The following is a 19,494-nucleotide window of genomic DNA, read 5'->3' as shown; positions in this document are numbered from 1 at the left end:
CATTTTGGGTTATGTATCCACATTGGGGATGGGTTAGGGCTTGAGCGATCGCACCCTACGCCATGAAATTCGCCTCCACATCATTGAAGTCACTGGGTTTCCACGTCGTATCACCAAACAGCACCAGGGAGCAGTCCAGTTTAGACAGTACCGCCGTGGTCACATCACTGACGGCTAAACCGCCCACCGTCCGCCGTCGCACCGATCGCAGCAGCACCAGATCGTAGGACTGGGCTTGGTGCAAAATCGCCTTGGCAATATTGTCTTGGCAAATGACTTTGGGAATGATCGGGACGGAGGTGGCAGATTGGGCGATAAATTGATCGAGTTTGTCTTGAAACTGCTCGATTTCTGGCTGGGTGGCGAAGCGATCGCACACATGGAGCACGGTGATCGTCGCGGCGTGGGTTTCGGCAAACCATTGGGCAAACCGCACCGTCTGCAACGCCTGGGGCGTGATATTTTTCACCGGCACTAAAATCCGATGGAGATTCACCGGCTCATCCAGCAAGCGCATCACCGCCACCGGACAATGGGACGACCAAAACACATTGTCAATCACCGTGCCAAAGAGGCGGGCTTGGAGGCTTGTGGTGGGACTCCAGCCCATGACGATTAAATTCGCGTTGGCCTCACGGGCGGCGCGGCTGATCCCGTGGGCAATGTCATCATCAATGCGAATCCGGGGCTGGGATGCGACGTTGAATTCTTCGCCGACCGCGATCGCCCGTTCGAGGAGGTGAGCGCAGCGTTGCACCATCGCATTCAGTTGCGGATCATCCATATGCACCGAGGCTTTGGCGATCGCCAACGGCACAATATACCCCTGCTCACGGTTCGCCAACAACGCCCCCATTTCAATCAGATAACGCTGGGTATAGGGGTTATAGATGGGGATCAACACCGTAAACCGCTCCGACTGATCCGGGCGAGCGATCGGCATTTCCTCATTCAACACCGACAGATCCACCGTTTCTAAAGCAGTGGTCACCGTCAGCGATCGCGCAAACCGCCCCGTCAGCACCGGCCCCAAAATCGCCGTCACCAACATCATCACGATCACCGCATTAAACACCGATATATTGATCACCCCCACCGTCACCCCCACCAACGCCGCCGCCAGCGTCGCCGCCACCTGAGGCAGCGACAATGACCACATCGTGATCATCTCATTCCACGAATAGCGGTAGAGCAACTTCGCCACCAACGCCGCCAAAAACTTCGAGCTAATCAACCCCCCCACCATCATCACCGTCAGCGCCAGTTCCGAAGTCAAGGTCGTCGCCAAACTCGACAGACTCAACAACAAGCCCATATTGACAAAGAAAAAGGGGATAAACAGCGTACTCCCCACAAACTCCACCTTTTCCTTCACCGGCGAACCACCCACCACATCATTCACCGCCAAACCCGCCAAAAACGCCCCGACGATTTTATCCACATTGACAATTTGCGCCCCCACCGAAGCCAGAAACACCGCCAACAGCACAAAGAGAAATTGATTACTCTGCTCATCCCCCGTGCGGCGAAAATACGCCTTCCCCACCCAATCAAACCCAAATAAAACGATCGCCGCATAAACCCCCAACGCCACCAACTGCGACATTAAACTCGCCGCCGAAAAATCCCCATCATGCACCGACACACAGACCGCCAACACCAACAACGCCGAAATATCCGTGAAAATTGTCGCCCCAATCGTCACCGTCACCGCCTCATTATTCACCACCCCCAACCGATTCACGATCGGATAGCCCAGCAGTGTATGGGAGGCCAGGAGAGACCCAATCAGAATCGACGCATTCCAGCCCAACCCCACAACACGCCCCACGAGAATCCCCGCCATCATCGGAATGATAAACGTGGCGAAACCAAAGCCCAGGGAGCGGTTTTTTGTGCGGCGAAATTGGGCGAGATCAATCTCTAAACCCGCCACAAACATTAGGTAAATCTTGCCAATATCCGCCAGGAGTTCCATCGTCTCACTTTCGGCATTAAGCAAGCCGATGCCATCAGGGCCCAAAAAGACCCCTGCCACCAACAACCCCACCAATCCCGGCAATTGCAAGCGTTCAAAGATGGGGGGAATCGTCAAAATCACCAACAGTAACAGCGTGAAGGAAATTAACGGACTGTTAGGTAGGGCTTGAAAGAATGAGGTCATGGGCATTGGCAAGGGGGGAATGGGTAGCCTGATCAAAAATCCGGTCATCAATCTGAGAGATGATGACCGAATCTGGCGTAATTTTTTTGTTGTGATGTTAACGCAGTTTGGCGTTAATCGGTGACGTTGGGTCGATCATTTTGGGTCATGTTGCAGTGCTTGGTGCGGTGCTCGGTGTTGTGCTTGGGGGAGTATCGTCGGTTTGCAGAACATCATCACCCGCATCAATGTCGATCAGTTCCATGGCTCGCACTAGGGCTTCTTGGCGTTGCATCACGAGGTGATGGGTGGGGATTTTGGCCAGGATGCCGAGTTTTTCGAGGCGGCGCTGAATGCTACCGGTGGCACCGACGATGAAGACGTGGCGACCTTGCTCGATCGCTTCGTTGATCGCGTTTTCGATGGCGAGGGAAGAGGTCACACCCAATACCGGCACATCGCTGAGGTCGAGGACGAGGCTTTCGTACTGTTGAATGGCGTTGTGCTCGCGGGCGATCGCTTTCGAGACCCCAAAGATCATCGGGCCACTGAGGTGGAACAGGAGAATCCGGCCCTCGGCGCGATCGAGAATTTGCATTTCCGTCGGTGACAGGATGATTTCGTCGTCCGCATCGGTGACGGTTTTCACCCGTTGGGATTGGAGTTTGGTCAAGCGTTCAATGGTGAGAATGTTGGCGACGAAGACCCCCACACCGACAGCGACAATCAAGTCCACAAAGACCGTTAAGAGGATCACGCCGTACATAATGAAGGCGGCTTTGGGCGAAACTTTGTGGGCCCGCTTCAAGAAGCTCCAGTCCACAATATCGATCCCCACTTTGATCGCGATCCCCGCCAAGACGGCCAAGGGAATCGGAGCGACTAAGGGCGCAGCGATCGCCACAATCACAAACAGGATCAAAGAACGAGTCAAGCCAGATAGAGCCGTGCGTCCCCCGGTTTTGATGTTGACCACGGTTCCCATGGTTGCCCCGGCTCCGGCAATCCCACCGAAAAGACCGGACATCAAGTTTCCTAAGCCTTGCCCAATCAATTCTTTATCAGAATTATGTTCGGTACGGGTTAAGCTGTCGGCCACCAGGGAAGTCAGCAAAGCATCAATGCAGCCCAACATCGCCAACAGCAGCGAATCCACGAGCATCAGCCGAAATTCACCACCACTGACGCTGAACATCGGGATGTGCAACTTGGGTAGCCCCATGGGAATTTCGCCAATGACACGGATGTCCACGTTATGGAAGAAGACTAAGGCGACCACTGTACCGACAATCAAGGAGATTAATTGCGGAGGGATGACCTTGCGCACGGCTTTGGGGGTGACGTAGAGCAAGGCGACGGCGATCGCAGCCAAGATCGTTTCCGACGGATTGATATTGCTGAGGAGTTCCGGCAGGTTTTGGATCGTGCCGACCACTCCCCCTTTGGGGCTAGCTTGGCCGAGGAAGGGAGCCGTTTGCAGGATGATCAGGATGATCCCAATGCCTGACATGAACCCCGAAATCACGGTGTAGGGCATCAGGGTGATGTAGCGCCCCAGCCGCAGGACTCCAAAGAGCATTTGGAACACCCCTGCCATCATCACCACGGTGAAGGCCAGGGCGAGGCCGTTTTCGGGGTTGCTGATCGTGAAGTGGGCGATCACGGCGGTCATCACCACGGTCATCGGCCCAGTGGGTTCAGAAATGAGGGTGGGCGTTCCCCCAAAGAGGGCGGCAAAGAAGCCGACGAGGACAGCGCCCCAAAGACCGGCGGAAGCACCGGCTCCGGAGGCGACCCCGAAGGCGAGGGCCATGGGGAGAGCAATGACGGCGGCGGTTAGACCTCCGAAAATGTCCCCCTGGACATTTTTAAAATTGATGGTGTTGGTCAGTTGCATGAGTGGTTATCGAGATTGAATGATCGAAAAAATGAGCAATGTTAAAAAAGTTGTCTTGGGTCGCGATCGCACCCTGGGTCGTGGGCTTGCGGCTACAGTCGCTTCGGCAACATACGATCGCTCACTCCCCTTGAGAATTACATCCCAAAACCAGCGGATATATCCTGTCCAATGCCAGGGTGACTGCGATCGTCAAACGAAGATTACAGTACATTGACCAAAATCAATGTTTGGCTGCAATCAATTCAGTTCCATCGATGACAAGGCTAGGGTACAGGCGATGCAACTCATGTACAGTTAAGAATTCTTAATGCCGTAAGGTGCGAAGACTGGGCTTGTGTCTGTCATCAAGGGTGGACCGGCTGCCTTCAGTATCCGGCAAAATGGCCCAGGAATGAAGGAGTTGGAGGGATTTCTCCCAAGCCCAGGGGTTAACCCCTAGAACCGCTAACGGTAGGGGAGTTCAGACCCGATCGCCGCCTCAAAATTGGGGAGGTTGTGGGTATCGAGTTGAGCGAGGAGGCCCGTGAGGATTTGACGCACGAGGAGCGGGCCTTGGTAGATCCAGCCGGTGTAGAGTTGGACGAGGCTGGCCCCGGCGGTGATTTTTTCCCAGGCATCGGCGGCGCTGAAAATGCCCCCAACGCCAATAATCGGTAACGTGCCGTGGGTTTCCTGCCAGAGGAGGCGGATCACGGCGGTGGAGCGCGATCGCACCGGACGGCCACTGATCCCCCCGGCTTCGGCGGTGACGGCTTGGCCGGTTTGGGCGAGGTGGGTGGTGGTGAGGTCGCGGCGGATCGTGGTGTTGGTGGCGATGATCCCGGCGATCGCATAGTCTTGCGCGATCGCGACCACATCGAGAATATCCCCATCGGCGAGATCCGGTGCAATCTTCACCACGATCGGTTTTTGGCTTGTATTTGCCGTTTGGAGGGCGGCGAAAATGGGTTCAAGTTGGTCGCGGGCTTGGAGCGATCGCAGCCCCGGCGTATTCGGTGAACTCACATTCACGACAAAATAATCCCCTAAGTCCTGCAACCGCTCGAAACTGCCGACATAATCCGCTGCTGCTGCCTCTAGGGGGGTAATTTTCGATTTGCCTAAATTGATCCCGATGGGAATGGAGAAGGGATGCGATCGCTCCGCTAGGCGTGTTTGCAACGCCGCACTGCCTGCATTATTGAACCCCATCCGATTCAGCACCGCCTCATCCGCCACGAGGCGAAAGAGGCGCGGCTTCGGGTTGCCCGGCTGAGGATGGTAGGTCACCGTTCCCAACTCCGCAAACCCAAACCCAAAGGCATCCCACAGGCCCGCCCCTTCGCCATCTTTGTCAAACCCTGCCGCCAACCCCACCGGATTGGGAAATTCAATCCCCCACAGGGTTTGGGTTAAGCGCGGATCATGGAACTGACAGAATTGGGCAATACTGTCGGGAATGCCCAGGAACCGGGTGCGATCGAGCCAAGCGATCGCGGCAAGACTGCGCTGATGCACCTGTTCTGCATCGCCCAGCATTCCGGAAAAAAACACCGGTCGCGCCCATTGCTGATACCAATTCACCCCTACCCCCCAAACCGCCGCTGATAACTCCATACCGTATTGTGCAGCAACATCGCCACGGTCATCGGGCCAATGCCACCGGGAACCGGCGTAATCGCGCTGGCGATCGCCGCCACGGGTCCATAGTCCACATCGCCGACGAGCTTACCTTTGCCCGTCTCTGGGTTCTCAACGCGATTAATCCCCACATCAATCACCACGGCTCCCGGTTTCACCATATCGGCGGTGATCATCTTCGGTTTCCCGACGGCGGCGACGAGAATATCAGCGCTGCGGGTGAGGGCGGCGAGGTCCTGCGATCGCGAATGGGCCACCATCACCGTGGCATTGGCTTCGAGCAACATCAACGCCATCGGTTTCCCCACTAAAATGCTGCGTCCGACGATCACCGCCTGTTTGCCCGCTGGATTAATGTCGTATTCCTTCAACACTGCCATCACCCCATAGGGCGTACAACTGCGCAGGCCCGTTTCACCCCGAATCAACCGCCCTAGATTCGTCGGGTGCAGCCCATCCGCATCTTTATCCGGGTCAATTTCATGGAGCAACGCCACACTGTCCAGGTGATCCGGCAGCGGCAATTGAACCAGAATGCCATCGACGCGCTCATCGGCGTTCAGTGCATGGATGACGGCGGTGAGTTCGGCTTGGGTGGTGGTGATGGGGAAATGCCGGCCAAAGGACGTGATCCCCACCTTGGCGCAGGCCCGTTCCTTATTGCGCACATAGGCCGCACTGGCGGGATTGTCCCCCACCATCAACACCGCTAACCCCGGCGATCGCCCCCCTTGGGCTTGGATGATTTCGACTTGGGTTTTGAGGGTGGCTTGAAGTTTTGCGGCGAGTGCCTTGCCGTCGAGGGTCTGCGACATAGGATGATAGGAAATGAGCAGCTTAAGTTTTGGATTGTACGAGAAACTGATGGCCAACGCGAAACTTCTTATACTTGCTTTACTATTCCTGGGGATGCTCGGCATCACGGGTTGCCCTGCCACCCTACCGCCCTTGGGCAGTCCTGCCACCATTGATCGCATCCAAGCCGATCATCAGGGGCAATCGGTGCGCCTCGTGGGAACCGTGACCCAGCGGGCGATGTTTTTGCAAGGGGGAGCGTATCAACTGCAAGACGAGTCTGGCAGTATTTGGGTGTTAACGCAGCAACCCGTGCCGGCGGTGGGCGATCGCCTCTCGATTCAGGGGGAAATCACCTACGACGCGATCGCCGTGAATGGACAAGAACTGGGCGAGGTTTATATTGATGAACGCGATCGCCAATTAGCCTCCTAAGACAGAATCGTTAACCGCAGAGATACCACGCCGGTCATGAAGCCGACCGGATCGCCGAGTTCGACGGGGCAATCCGCAGCGAGCATGGGGTTGGGGTGAGGGCGATCAACTTTTGTCAGTCAACCAGGAACGCCACACCCAGCACCGCATCATCAAAATCAGAATCGATCCTGAACATCATGCAATCATTACATTTTGAATTTTAAAAATTGCATCAAAAAAGTTTTTTTGTAGCCGTGATCACAAATAAGACCGAATAAAACTGATATTTATTCTGTACATCATTAAATTCAGTCAAAATTGTTTGTCAATTCAGCGAAGAAAGTCTCAACTCAACGATCGAAATCATCATGTTTCGGGATTGAGTAATGTCTTGATACGGGTTTTACAAACTTTTGCGCTTTAGTCATAACCAATTAGGGCTGAAAAAATAGATTTTCAACAGCAGATTTTTTGGAGAAAAGCATAGGCCAATGTCCTTACAAGTTGAATGTCTTGAGCAGAGTTTTGAAAAAGTAAAGCCCAATGCTGACGCATTCGTCACGAGTTTTTATGACAACTTGACGACCATGTACCCCGAAGCTGCGCCGCTATTTTCCAGCACCGACATGGCCGCCCAAAAGAAAAAGCTCCTCGCCTCCCTGGTGTTGGTGGTGGAAAACCTCCGCAACCCCGATGCCCTCACGGATGCACTCCACGGCCTCGGCGCTCGTCACGTTAAATATGGAGCCTTGCCGGAACATTACCCCCTCGTTGGGAATGCCCTCCTCAAAACCTTTGAAGACTATCTCCAAGACGATTGGACGGCTGAAGTCAAGCAAGCCTGGGTGGATGCCTACGGTGCGATCGCTGAACTGATGCTCGCGGGTGCGGATTATTCCGCCGCAGCAGTGGCCCTTGAACCTCCCCCGGCGGAATCGTCACCTTCCCCAGCCCCGACCCCCGAACCTTCCCCCGAACCCTCCCCCGAACCCGATGTATCTCCCCTTGAAGTCCCTGAGTTTGGGATTAATTGGGGCCTGTTTGGTGGGTTGATCGCGGGTGGTGGCATCGTGACGCTGCTGTTACTCCTGCTGTAATCGAAAGACGATGATTTCTTGGTTGAAACAGCACTTCTCAATCCAATCTTTCCTGAAGACAAGAACTGCAATTATTTTACTGATTGTGGGGTTTGTGATTTGGTTTGGTGCAGCCTTTGCAATGGATCAAAAACAGATTTTTCTACCCGGACAAACATCGGAAGGACACCATCTTTTTGAAGCGTCCTGTAGCTCTTGTCATGAAGGATTTAAGCCGGTGAGCAATGACAATTGCAATCGTTGCCATGAGGCGGAATTGGCCGCAGATGTGCATGGGGTGAAGAAATTTCGTGATCCCCGTTGGGCGGTTCTCCTTGAAGACATTGATGTGCTCACTTGTACGGCGTGCCATAACGAACATGTCCAAATGTTTGGGCGCGGGGTGCATCTCCATCCGGATCTCTGTATGGCGTGTCATGAGGGGATTATTCAGGGGGATCTCGCTAGTCATGATGGGTTTACACCCGATGGCTGTTGGACGGCGGGCTGTCATAATTTCCACGACCATCGCTCAATTTCCACGGCATTTTTAACGCAAAATCTAGATCAACCGTTCATGCTGCCTACGCCAGAAGTGCCGGAATTAGAGGTGGAGGTTACGCTCGATCGCGCCCCGACACCGGATCTAGACCGGGAGTTTTTGGGGGGTGGGGCATGAAGCTGATGCGTGTGCTGTTTTGTGGGGTAATGCTGTGGTTGGGGCTGAGTGCGATCGCACCCCTCACCCCGATCGCGATCGCCTCCCCCATCACCCAAGCCCAACTCGATGAAATCACCACCCAATGGCAAGACAGCACCCACGCCCTCGCCGATGTGAACTGTTCGAGTTGTCATCAAAACGAGGAGACTCAAGAGTTTGTCCCAGCACCCGGCTATGAAAGCTGCCAAAGCTGTCATGAGCCGGAAACCGAGACTTTTTTACTCGGTAAGCATGGGATTCGGCTCCAGGAAGGCTTATCCCCCCTGACTCCGGCACTGGCGAGGCTTCCTATGCACGCGGAGGCGAGCGATCGCCCCCTCAACTGCAACACCTGCCACGATGTCCACGCCCTGCAAACCCGCCCCGCCGCCGTGGATGCCTGCCTCACCTGTCACAACGACACCCATTCCAACAACTACAAAAATTCACCCCACGCCACCCTATTTAGCTCTGCTGGGGAGTTACCCCGTCCGGACAGTAGCGCCGTGACCTGTGCAACTTGTCACCTGCCCCGGCAAACCCTAGGGGAAACCGACACGGTGTTCGTTAACCACAACAACACCTACACGCTGTTGCCTCGCGATCGCATGGTGAGCGATGTCTGTATGAATTGTCATGGTCTTGAACATTCCTACAACAGCATCTTTGACGATGATCTTGTCGAAGCCAACTTTAATCAACGGCCCACTCAAGCAATGGAAACCTTCGAGTTAATTCGGGCCTTTGAGCAACAGCGTTCCAGTCAAAACACCCCTGAAACACCCCAAGAGTGACACCGATCATTCGCGGTTCTCTCGATTCATATCCACTCATATCCACCAGAGGAGAAATCACACCGATGCTCAAATTCATCAACTATTGGAAACAACGGATTCGCTTAAAAGTATTCACCCTTTACGCCTTGATTGCTGCTGTGTGTATCACGGCGGTGGCCTGTAGCAGTGGCGGTGGTGCGTCAGAATCCGAACCCTCCGCAAGCATACCCCCCGAAATGGTCACGGACTATATTCATACCGTCCTCGAAGCCGATCGCACCGCCTACACCCGGCATGTGGTCAACCGTTCTGAAGTGCTCGAAGGCAAAGACAACGAAAAAGGTGTGTTAACCGTCGAAGCCACCGAAGGTTGGCAAACCGCCGACGGGATTCCCCTCCCGGCCCAAATGTTCCGCTTAGGGTCTGAAATTGCCGCCGAAAAAGGCGATGGCAGCTTCACCTATGGTCTGATTTCAACCTGGAACATCAACGACAACCAAGCGCCGAAAAACGACTTTGAAAAAGAGGCGATGGATTCTGTCAATGAAACCGGTGAACCCTACAAAGGCTATCAAGAAATCGCGGGTCAACAGTATTTCTCGGCTCTCTATCCAGATGTTGCTGTTGCTGAAGCCTGCGTCACCTGTCACAATACCCACCCCATTCACCTCGAACGCTATCCCGACAAAGTGTTTGAAATGGGCGATGTGATGGGCGGCGTGATGATCAATATTCCCCTCGAAGAATCGTAATTTCAGATTGATTAGATTACAAGAGGAGGCATCATGCTTCCTCTTCTTTGCGATCGCGTTCTGTATGATAAATACGCTAATCGGCATTTAACTCGCTAAGGCGATCTGCTTGCAGCAAGGGCTTCAGGGTAATTGATATAGCGGATTGCGAAAAGATGAGAACGCTACTTCCCCCTTGTTAAGGGGGATTGAGGGGGATCTTTATACCGCAATTTTATGAAAACCGCTATATGCAGTTTAGATGCTGATCAAGCTTAGACAAGGGGCTTTTGCCCCTTGTCGGCAAGAATTGTGGACTCCTCATTCATTGAGAATTGCTACACCGAGGGCATTTTCAACCAAAATCATGAAGCTTAATTTTGCCAAATTAATTGTTTTAACGCTCATCACTGCGGTTTTATTGCTGCCGTTTGTGTTTAGTCCGCAATATATTGACATTTTGCGCGAAGACTATTTTGATATTCACGCCCTGTTGCAAGGGGAGATATATAAACAGATCACCGGCTATATTTCCCTACTGTTTGTGGTGATTGAAATGGCCTTCACGGCCCGCAAACGCGGCCGGGGCTGGCCGATTAAAATCACGCTTCCCGGCTCGATGATGTTGTGGCGAACACTGCATATTATTCTCGGTGTGGCGGTGTTGGCTTCAACGCTGGTGCATACCGTGGGGGTGCAAGGGTTGAACTATAACGCGATTTTCCTCTGGGTCTTTTTTGGCGTGACCCTCTCAGCCTTGATTGGAATCGTGGCGGAAACGGGAATTTTAGAATCGCCCCGCCGTTATTTTGGCTGGCAAACGGCAGATGGCCCTGATGCGATCGCAACCCTCTATAAAGGGCCGTTAATTCGGAATTTGCGATCGCTCTGGTTGGCGACTCATATTATTCTGGTGAGTATCTTTTTAGTAATGTTAGTGGGTCATATTTTCTTGGCCTATTACTTCCGATAAGCGCCATGATCACGAGCACGATAGGACGAATGATGAAGCAAAAAATGGGGTCAATCCTGGGAACCGTGGGTTTAATCCTGCTCTGTTGGTTCAGCACTGGGCCAGCGACAGCATCATCCCTGACCGGATTAGCAGCATTGCGAGCCTCGGCTCAGGAGGCGACTCCCTACGCTGTGGCGATGGAGAATGGCAAGCCGACGGTGATTGAGTTCTACGCGGATTGGTGCGGAACCTGCCAAGGGTTGGCGAAAACGATGCGATCGCTCGCGGCGGAGTACGGCGATCGCATCAACATCGTCATGCTCAACATCGACGACCCCCAATGGATCGACCTCGTGGAAACCCACCAGGTCACCGGCGTGCCCCAACTCACCGCCCTCAGTGCGGATCATCGCGTTCAACGCTATCTCGTTGGAGCCGTCCCGAAACCCGTCCTCACCGATCTATTTGAGCAATTATTGCCCCCGGCTTGAAAAAGTCTCGCTCTAGACTTGAAAATTAACGCGGTACATTCGTCGCTCCCTGATCCCGCAGCCATTGTTTTTGGGCCGCCGTCAGCCCTTGCGCATCGGTAAACGTTGCCCCAGCCACATGGCAGGTGGAAAAATCCACATCGATCGCATCTTGCCACACCGTATTTTCCAAATTTGCATTTTCCAAATTTGCATTTTCTAGATTCACCTGACAAAAATGCGCCCCCTCAAAATCCACCTCATAGAGTGCCGCATCGGAAAAATTCACATTCATCAACGTACTGTGGTTAAAGTCCGCTTCGAGTAATTCCGCACCGTTAAAGTTCACGTTTTGGACATGGGTATGGCCAAAGTTAGCTTGAATTAATTGGGCATTGAGAAACTCAGCCCCCCGGAGCCGAGACTCTTGAAAATTGGCTCGTTCTAAGGTGGCGTGATGCCATTGGGTTTCTTCGAGTTGCGCTTTGATAAACTGCGCCCGACAAAAGGAACTGTGATGAAAAATGGCTGCGGTCATCCGGGCATTGCCGAAATGGGCGCGATCGCCGATTGCGTGGGTGAAATTTCCACGGGGGGCCGCACTGTCGCGAAAATCGGCCTGCTGAAAATTTGCCCCTTGGGCATTTAAATCACTGAGCTTCGCGCCATAAAATTTGCTCTTGACACATTGAGTCTTGCTAAAGTCCGCTTCGTTACCAGTGGCACTATTCAATTCCGCTTCGGTAAAGTCTGATTCTGAAACCTTGGCATGATCAAAGTTTGAAAAATGTAGAATCGTCTGGGTAAATTTGGTCTTGTAGGCGATCGCTCCTGAAAAATTTCCACTCTTTATATAAGCTTGATTAAAATCTCCTCCTGTAATCGTACAGCCGGATAAATCGAGGTGACTTAGCTCTGCTTTTTGGAGGGATTGACCGGTTTTAATTCGCTCTAAAACGTCGTCGGGCGTGAATAATGTCATAGCGATTCAAAGATTGAAACAAGAGATGCGATGAATGGTTCCGGTGTGGAATCACTCCAGATTAACATGAAGAATATTACCGCCAATCTTAACGCTACCGAAACAGATCACCGGCAAAAAAACCCCTAAATTGTGTCATCCTGCACTACAGCTTGTTCACTCATTACCCTCACCCCAAACCCCTCTCCCACAAGGCGAGGGGCTTCTGATCTGTAGGTGATGATTTCTGAGCAAGCTGGAGCAAACTAAGCACTGACCTTAACCAAAACTAAGCCATCTTCTTCTTTCACTTCAAAGACGGGTAACGGTTTTTCCGCCGGCCCAGTGGTCACAGACCCATCCAGGGCAAAGACGGAACCATGGCAGGGACAGGGTAAATTTTTCGCGTCGGGGTCGAGCTTGACGGTGCAGCCCTGATGGGTACACATGGGATTGAGGGCGACGAGATCAGCGGTATCCGGATGCCGAAAAATCATCACATAGGCGGCGGTATTGGTTTTATCCACCACGGGTTCAGCGTTGACCTGTTCGATGGTGGCGAGGGCTTGAAACCCGTCCTCCCGTGGGGTGGTGTCGATGTCGGGTTCGGGGGGTGAGGCTTCGGGGCTGGGTTCGTCGGCGGTGGTTTCAGTCCCGCAGGCGGCTAAGACCATCGGCAGGGAACTAGCAAGCATCCCAACGCTGACCCAGCTTAAAAATTGACGACGTTCCATGATGGTGTTTTGAAACTATTTTGAAACTATAGAGACTGAGTGTAGAGGGATGGGGGGGTTAGGACTGTTTGACGGGAACATCCGGTTTCGTCACCACGACATGGGGGTCGGTGGTGGGGGTGGGGACGGGGGTCGGGCGGAGTTTGTAACGAGCGGCTGCGATCGCCACCAAGAGCAAATCCATCCCCACCAGACCCGCGACAATCCACTGCGATCCCCCGGTGGCGAATCCATAACTATGCAACCCGGTTCCAAGGACAAAGTTAACGCCATACCAGGCCATCAACACCGCATTGAACCCCACCACACTCGTTACAGCCAACCCAAAGGAACCGAGCCACCCCATGAGACGACCGTGGAGCGGGACAACGTAACACATCAACGCAATCAAGGCCCAGGTTTCTTTCGGGTCCCACCCCCAAAAGCGTCCCCAGGAGAAATGCGCCCAGATGCCACCGAGAATAATCCCCGTCGTGAGCAATAACACACCCACTTGCAGCACACCGTAATTCCATTTGCTGAGTTGGGCGATGCGGGGGGATTGGGGGGCGAAGAGATAGAACCCCAGCAGGATATGGCCTAACCCCAAGGCCAGGGCGAAACTGGCGTAACTCAGGGTGATCGTCGGGACATGAACCGCGAGCCAAAAGTTATCGCGCAGGACGGGGACGAGGGGGCGGATGCTGGGGTCGAGGACGGCGGGGAGGCTGTCGGCGAGGAGGAGGCAGACGATGGAGAGGGGGGCTGCGGCGAGGAGGTAGTAGCGGGCGCGGTGGCGGAGTTCAAACAGAAGCGCGATCGCTGCCACCCCAAAACTGACCCAAATCACCGATTCATACATATTCGTCACGGGGGGACGACCGGCGATCTGCATCCGTTCCACAAAGCCGTAGCCGTGAATCCCTAACCCCGCCACGAACAGCCCGATCGCCCCTTGATCCCATTCCTGTTTCCCCGTGAGGACGACGAGCAACATCGTGACGAAGGCGATCGCATAGAGTCGCCAAGCTTTGGCGAAGGGGTGGAGGCGATAAAAGCGGGTTTCCCGTTCGAGGGGGACAGTGTCGGGGTACACCGTCGGGCTGAGGTCGGCGAGGGTGTCGTGGAGGGTTTGGGCTTGGCTGGCGAGATCGTCGGTGTGTTGGCGATAACTGCGGCGCAGGGATTGGTAGAGGCTCGTGATTCGTTCCGCTGTGCTGTCAGGATAGAGGGTCGCGGTGTCGGCAATGCCGACCCATGCACCGTGGCGATCGCTGGGATGGGGGACGAGGGGCAAGTCTTGGCTGCTCACCGTGCCGATCAACAGGGTGAGGCGGTCTTCGAGGCGCAGGGCTTCCCGTTCAGCGCGGCTCAGGTCTTGGTCTTGGGCTTGGTGTTGGTGAGCGGTGGAGACGATGCCGCCGAGGCGCGATCGCATCAACTCCCCAAAGGTGAAATACTTTTGCTCCGGATCTAGCCCCACTTCTGCTTTTAACGGGCGATAGTTGAACAGAATAAACGGCTCTTGGTTCCAGTCGCGATCGTTAAACAACAACGCGAGATAGGCCTGGAGTCCGTCCAACCGTTCCCCATTGGTGGCGGTGTAGGTGGTACGACCGTGGATCTGCTGCACTGTTTCCCGCGCCACCGTATCTAACGGCTTTTTCCGACCGTCCAACTGCACCGCTAAATCTTGCAGCGGTGCAAGGGGCGAGGCGGGAAATTGACTGACGGGAACCAGAATCAAAACTAAGCCTAAACAGAGTCCAATTAGGAATTTTGCAAATTTCATGGGTTCAATGGAAAGGTTCAACAAGAGCAGTGATCGGATTCTTTCACCCAATAGAAAAAGGGTCGGGGATGAGGGCCTATCTAGGACGGGGAAACGGGTTCAGGTGTTGCGATCGCGCTGCTTAATTCCGCCTCAGACTCTGACGCGAGGGGAACGGTTGACGACTCAGTATGCCGCCATTGTTTCACCACTGCCGGGCCATAGAACATCACCGCAATCCCGCTAATCACCAGCGCCGACCCGATCCAGGTTAACGCCGTCACCCACGCCGGTTCCCGCTTCACTTGCAGGGTGGATTGTTTCAGATCCCCCGGATTCCACGAGGCTTGGGCCAGTTTCCAACCGTGATACCAGGTGGGGTGATTCATCCACACCCGCCGAGCTTCCACCCACTGCGCCGCCGGATCAATAATCTCAATCTGACTTGTCCACATCGCCACCGACTCCGAGCCTTCATTGCGATCGACGATGAAATCATCCAACTGCACCGCAAAGGGCAGTTGCAACAGTTTGGGCGTAAAGGCGGCCAGGGTTTCCCCGCCGTCGGGTTCGTTAATCACCGTCGGTTCTCCCCACGGTAACCAAGCCTCAGTTCCTGCCGCCGTGCGCACACGCAGGGCGGGCGATCCTTCGATGCCCGGCTCTTCAACGGGGACAATCTCGCGGTGTAGTTGGGCATGGTCGAGCACATCGGCAAGGCGAATCTGGAAATCTGCCCAGCCGGGGGTGACGGTTTGACCGAGCTTAAACGTCCCGGATTTGACCCCTTGGGAGGATTTCGCCACGTAATAGCACTGTGTATCGGGCCCGATCACCACATGGAAATAGTCTTGGGGTTGGGGTGGCGCGATCGCATAATCAACCCTCAGATTCTCTGTGAATCCCGTCGTGATCGGCGTGCGCACGGGCGGAAAATCCGGTTTCGCAAACACAAACCACCGCTCTTTTCCCGTCGGAGCTTGCACCGTCAACTGTACCGCCGGATTTTGAAACTCATCCGAGACGCTGATCGGCTGGCCTTTACCGTTGAGTTGAAAATTGGGAAACACTGCCACCACTTGCGCTGTGATATCCCCGACGCGAATCGGCTGATCCGACTGGGCCGCCGTCTGAAGATCGATCACGTTCGATTGATCCAATGTGGTGAGGGTGAGGGTTCCCCAAGGGTGAGAATCAGCATCGGTGGAGGGATGGAGAAGCTGATCAAGTTCGGCCTCGCTCTCAGCGCGGGCGATCGCCAGTTCCGCCGGGCCCATCGTGACCGAACGATAGGGAAGCGGCGCGATCGCCAGCCAGCGATCCACCGTTTGGGCCATGCGATCGCTGCGTAACTCCAGCCGCACCGCCGGATTCTCCACAGCGCCACCCGTCTGAAAACTCACGGTTTTAATCGTATTTTCGCGATAATCCAGCAATTCCAAACCCGCCGCCTGCCGCGTTTTCACCTGCCCATTGGTAATCACTACCTCCGCCTGCGCCAGGGATTGATCGGGCTGGATCACCTCTAAAAATTCCCCCTCCACCCGAATTTGATTCGTCGGGTTTGCATCCGTGCGCACGAGTAACATCCCTTCCACCCCCACATGGATCACCGCCGCCGCCCCCGCAATCAACACAATCAGCCCCCAATGAGTCAAGGCAAACCCCACCTTCCGCGCCCCCCGCCAGGGATAGCGCGACATCGCCGAAACCCCCAAATTCAAAGCCAGCAAAAACATCAAGGCCCCAAACCAGGGACTTTTATAAATCACCTCTTGCACCGTACTCGACCCCACCTGGGATTCGTACATCGTCGCCCCGATCAAAATCACCACAATGGCCGCCATCAACGGCACTGCCAAGCGAATCGAGCCGAATCCTTTCAACAAACGACGGAGCATCATAGTCACGAAGAAGGGAACAAGATAATGTCCCCCATGGTGTCGGTACTCGATCATTTTTTTTGTAGTGAAAGCAGCAAAACCCGGCTCGATCATGCAAATTAATCATGGTTCGATGCATGATTCACCCACCCATCCCACCTACTTGATCGCCGCCGGAGCCTCACCGTCCACCACCAAATCTGTAAAGTAGATCGCCACGTTGGATTCCGGTAACTGTTGATCGGGAACTTTCTGCCAATCAGTCGCTTGGGGAAAGCGGTTTTTGAGGGTCTGGAACCGAGGGCGATCGCGCTCAATCGATCGCGACACCACCAACACCACCCGCAACGGCTCCGAGGTCAGAAACGGACTTTCGCTATAAACACTCATTGCTCGTCCATGGGTTGTTACGAACAATTCGTCAGAATAGGCCAGCGGTAAAACACGCCCATCCACCAATAACCATGATGAAAAAGCACTAATATTATCAAGCCCCAGCGTAATTACATCCTGTTGTGGGTTTTGAATTAGATCTTGAATTCCAGTAAGAATCCCTGGAATATTTTGCGATGCGATGTTTCGATCATAGAGGTATTCTGATGTGGTGAAATATTTAGAATTATTTTGATCTAAAATGTTTTCTTTGGCGAAAGTGCTGACATGAAAAGCATTAGGAAATATGATGATAAATAGCAGGACAAACCAGGATAGTTTTCGTAACTTTTGACGTTGTTTTTTGAGCAAGAGTATTGATCGCAAAAGAATGGTTAAGATAATTATTTCAATGATAATAAAATGATATGATCCATGGCGTGGATTAAACATCAAATAGTTGTACCCAATGCGGTGGGAGAGGTAAGCAAGGGGTAAGAGAGGAATAAAGGCCACACAGGCAGCAAACCTTAAGAGTGATGGGCTAAACTGATGGCGATGATGCCATAGTAGCCATGCCATTGCAGCACTCAGGGGCAAGACGAGAATGGCAAGGGGAATAATTCGATTATGAAAGACAATATCGGAAAAGAAGGGCAACCAGCTATCACTAAAAAAGACAAAATGCATCCACACAAACATACCTTGGAAGAGGTAGAGGGTCGGAACAGCGAGAAGAAAAAGGAGCATGTACCAGCCGCGTGGGTGATCCGGTGAAAACGCTGAGAGTTCTGATTGTTCAATGATGTTAACGGTTTGGGTTAAGGCTTGGTTGATCCCTGAAAGAAGAGTGGGTGGGATGGCAAAACTGAATCCACCGATCGTGAGTAAGATCAGTTTTTGTGGCCCGCTTAGTGACGTTTTGAGATAGAAAAATAATTCAATGACGAGATAAATACAGAGGGCAAACGCAGCGGTGACCGCAGAATATTTCAGCCAATAGACGCTGCCGGCAAGGAGGCCGATCGAGGCAATATCGAAGGCGGTTTTACGGAAGCAGAGTGAGGCGGCTTGGGCTTGCCAGCGGGCGATGAGGTGTAAACCGTAGAGGTAGAGCCAGGGGAGGAGACCAAAGGGGGGAAGTTCGCTGTTCCAGAGGCGCACGGCTCCGCCAACGGAGAGGGCGTAGAGGGGAAGGGTGCAGGCGAGGATGATTTGGACGGGTTGGGGAATTTTGAAGTGTTTGGCGATCGCAAGCCAGCCTAAACTCCCACTCACCAAAAATAGATAGGAGGTAATCCGGGCGGCAATCCCCAGGGGCAGACCAAGGGCAATGAGGGGGTAGTACAGCAGGGTCATGCCGGGGGGATACCAGACAATCCAGGTTTGGGTATCTTGGGCGATATCGGTGGCGCTCGGAAGGGTGAGACTTTGGAGCCAGGGGGTGACACCTTGGCTCAGTTGTTGGGCGGATTTGAGCAGAATGGCGGCATCATCACTGATGTAGTAAGGAATGTGCCAACTGATCGCAAACAGGAGGGTGAGGTTAAAGAGGGCGATCGCATCAGGAACGCGAGGATGTCGCCAGTGACGAAAGATAGGCATGATGGAGAGAAAGATTGCTAGATTGCGGTGGACTAATCCGCTCGGATCAGTTCAACGGCATCGTGGCCGTCGTAGCCTTGGAGATAGACGCGCACCTGTTCTTCGGAGGAGGTGGGTAGATGTCGCCCGGTGAAGTCCGGGTGGATGGGCAATTGGCGATGGCCGCGATCGACTAATACCGCAAGATAGATGCGATCCGGACGGCCAAACTCCCCAACGGCGTTGAGGGCTGCCCGCACGGTACGGCCTTTATAAATCACGTCATCGACGAGAACGACGATGCGATCGGTGAGATCGCAGGGCATGGCGCTTTTGGCGGGGGTGCGCATGCCGATGGCCCTGAGGTCATCGCGGTAAAAGGTGATGTCAAGCTGACCGACGGGAATGTCGCAGGGTTCTAGGGCCATCATTTGGGCGGCGAGGGATTCGGCGAGGGGAACGCCCCGCGTGTGGATGCCGACGAGGACGACGCGAGAGAGGTCGCCGACCTTTTCGATCACTTCGGAGGCGAGGCGGGTGAGGGTGCGGCGAATTTCGTCGGCGGAGAGAATTTCAACAACGGTGGCAGCCATAGGCGATCGCAATTCAAAACAGCAGGAATGATCT

The 19,494-nt window shown here is 54.0% G+C and carries 17 protein-coding genes; 7 read left to right on the top strand and 10 right to left on the bottom strand.

Translation table 11 applies throughout. The features are described from left to right. Window positions 1-55: 55 nt before the first annotated feature. The 4 genes from SPI6313_RS18135 to folD form a co-directional block, all read right to left on the bottom strand. The gene (locus SPI6313_RS18135) at window positions 56-2,164 is read right to left on the bottom strand and encodes a cation:proton antiporter domain-containing protein (protein ID WP_072622257.1); all 2,109 of its coding nucleotides are present in this window, start codon (window positions 2,162-2,164) and stop codon (window positions 56-58) included. Window positions 2,165-2,309: 145 nt separating this feature from the next. Next, window positions 2,310-4,040 (bottom strand): bicarbonate transporter BicA, encoded by a 1,731-nt coding sequence (bicA, locus tag SPI6313_RS18130; protein ID WP_072622256.1) that lies wholly within the window; start codon window positions 4,038-4,040, stop codon window positions 2,310-2,312. A gap of 447 nt (window positions 4,041-4,487) precedes the next feature. Further along, window positions 4,488-5,606 carry a quinone-dependent dihydroorotate dehydrogenase gene (locus SPI6313_RS18125; RefSeq protein WP_072623219.1) on the bottom strand — a complete coding sequence of 373 codons (1,119 nt, stop codon included), beginning with the start codon at window positions 5,604-5,606 and terminating at the stop codon, window positions 4,488-4,490. Between the two features lie 2 nt (window positions 5,607-5,608). Continuing rightward, window positions 5,609-6,478 (bottom strand): bifunctional methylenetetrahydrofolate dehydrogenase/methenyltetrahydrofolate cyclohydrolase FolD, encoded by an 870-nt coding sequence (gene folD, locus SPI6313_RS18120; protein WP_072622255.1) that lies wholly within the window; start codon window positions 6,476-6,478, stop codon window positions 5,609-5,611. Window positions 6,479-6,527: 49 nt separating this feature from the next. Between folD and SPI6313_RS18115 the strand changes: the two genes are divergently transcribed. The 7 genes from SPI6313_RS18115 (at window position 6,528) to SPI6313_RS18085 (ending at window position 11,604) form a co-directional block, all read left to right on the top strand. After that, window positions 6,528-6,893, top strand: coding sequence for a hypothetical protein (locus tag SPI6313_RS18115; protein WP_072623218.1), 366 nt, complete (start codon window positions 6,528-6,530; stop codon window positions 6,891-6,893). 473 nt (window positions 6,894-7,366) lie between these two features. Further along, on the top strand, window positions 7,367-7,972 hold the full coding sequence (locus SPI6313_RS18110; protein ID WP_072622254.1) for a globin family protein: 606 nt from the start codon (window positions 7,367-7,369) through the stop codon (window positions 7,970-7,972). 10 nt (window positions 7,973-7,982) lie between these two features. Continuing rightward, window positions 7,983-8,630, top strand: coding sequence for a cytochrome c3 family protein (locus SPI6313_RS18105; RefSeq protein WP_072622253.1), 648 nt, complete (start codon window positions 7,983-7,985; stop codon window positions 8,628-8,630). Further along, window positions 8,627-9,445 (top strand): cytochrome c3 family protein, encoded by an 819-nt coding sequence (locus SPI6313_RS18100; RefSeq protein ID WP_072622252.1) that lies wholly within the window; start codon window positions 8,627-8,629, stop codon window positions 9,443-9,445. Before SPI6313_RS18105 ends, SPI6313_RS18100 begins: the two co-directional genes overlap by 4 nt. A 65-nt stretch (window positions 9,446-9,510) precedes the next feature. Continuing rightward, window positions 9,511-10,179, top strand: coding sequence for a Tll0287-like domain-containing protein (locus tag SPI6313_RS18095; RefSeq protein WP_072622251.1), 669 nt, complete (start codon window positions 9,511-9,513; stop codon window positions 10,177-10,179). A gap of 346 nt (window positions 10,180-10,525) precedes the next feature. After that, window positions 10,526-11,131 (top strand): hypothetical protein, encoded by a 606-nt coding sequence (locus tag SPI6313_RS18090; RefSeq protein ID WP_072622250.1) that lies wholly within the window; start codon window positions 10,526-10,528, stop codon window positions 11,129-11,131. Window positions 11,132-11,160: 29 nt separating this feature from the next. Next, the gene (locus SPI6313_RS18085) at window positions 11,161-11,604 is read left to right on the top strand and encodes a thioredoxin domain-containing protein (RefSeq protein ID WP_084669102.1); all 444 of its coding nucleotides are present in this window, start codon (window positions 11,161-11,163) and stop codon (window positions 11,602-11,604) included. 25 nt (window positions 11,605-11,629) lie between these two features. On the opposite strand, the gene SPI6313_RS18080 is transcribed toward SPI6313_RS18085, so the two are convergent. The 6 genes from SPI6313_RS18080 to pyrR form a co-directional block, all read right to left on the bottom strand. Continuing rightward, window positions 11,630-12,565: a pentapeptide repeat-containing protein gene (locus SPI6313_RS18080; RefSeq protein WP_072622248.1), complete on the bottom strand. Its 936-nt coding sequence runs from the start codon at window positions 12,563-12,565 to the stop codon at window positions 11,630-11,632. A 245-nt stretch (window positions 12,566-12,810) separates the two neighbouring features. Continuing rightward, on the bottom strand, window positions 12,811-13,278 hold the full coding sequence (locus SPI6313_RS18075) for a QcrA and Rieske domain-containing protein (RefSeq protein WP_072622247.1): 468 nt from the start codon (window positions 13,276-13,278) through the stop codon (window positions 12,811-12,813). A 58-nt stretch (window positions 13,279-13,336) separates the two neighbouring features. Then, entirely contained in the window at window positions 13,337-15,049 is a 1,713-nt protein-coding gene (locus SPI6313_RS18070; protein ID WP_072622246.1) for a cytochrome c biogenesis protein, read from the bottom strand. An 80-nt stretch (window positions 15,050-15,129) separates the two neighbouring features. Continuing rightward, window positions 15,130-16,932, bottom strand: a complete 1,803-nt coding sequence (locus SPI6313_RS18065; protein ID WP_217650647.1) for a cytochrome c biogenesis ResB family protein — start codon at window positions 16,930-16,932, stop codon at window positions 15,130-15,132. A gap of 138 nt (window positions 16,933-17,070) precedes the next feature. After that, window positions 17,071-18,888, bottom strand: a complete 1,818-nt coding sequence (locus SPI6313_RS18060; protein WP_072622244.1) for a hypothetical protein — start codon at window positions 18,886-18,888, stop codon at window positions 17,071-17,073. A gap of 32 nt (window positions 18,889-18,920) precedes the next feature. Next, on the bottom strand, window positions 18,921-19,460 hold the full coding sequence (gene pyrR / locus SPI6313_RS18055; RefSeq protein WP_072622243.1) for a bifunctional pyr operon transcriptional regulator/uracil phosphoribosyltransferase PyrR: 540 nt from the start codon (window positions 19,458-19,460) through the stop codon (window positions 18,921-18,923). Window positions 19,461-19,494 lie beyond the last annotated feature (34 nt).

Origin of the sequence: Spirulina major PCC 6313 (assembly GCF_001890765.1) — a bacterium.
GTDB classification, from domain to species: domain Bacteria; phylum Cyanobacteriota; class Cyanobacteriia; order Cyanobacteriales; family Spirulinaceae; genus Spirulina; species Spirulina major.
This window is presented reverse-complemented; position numbering and strand designations above follow the sequence as displayed.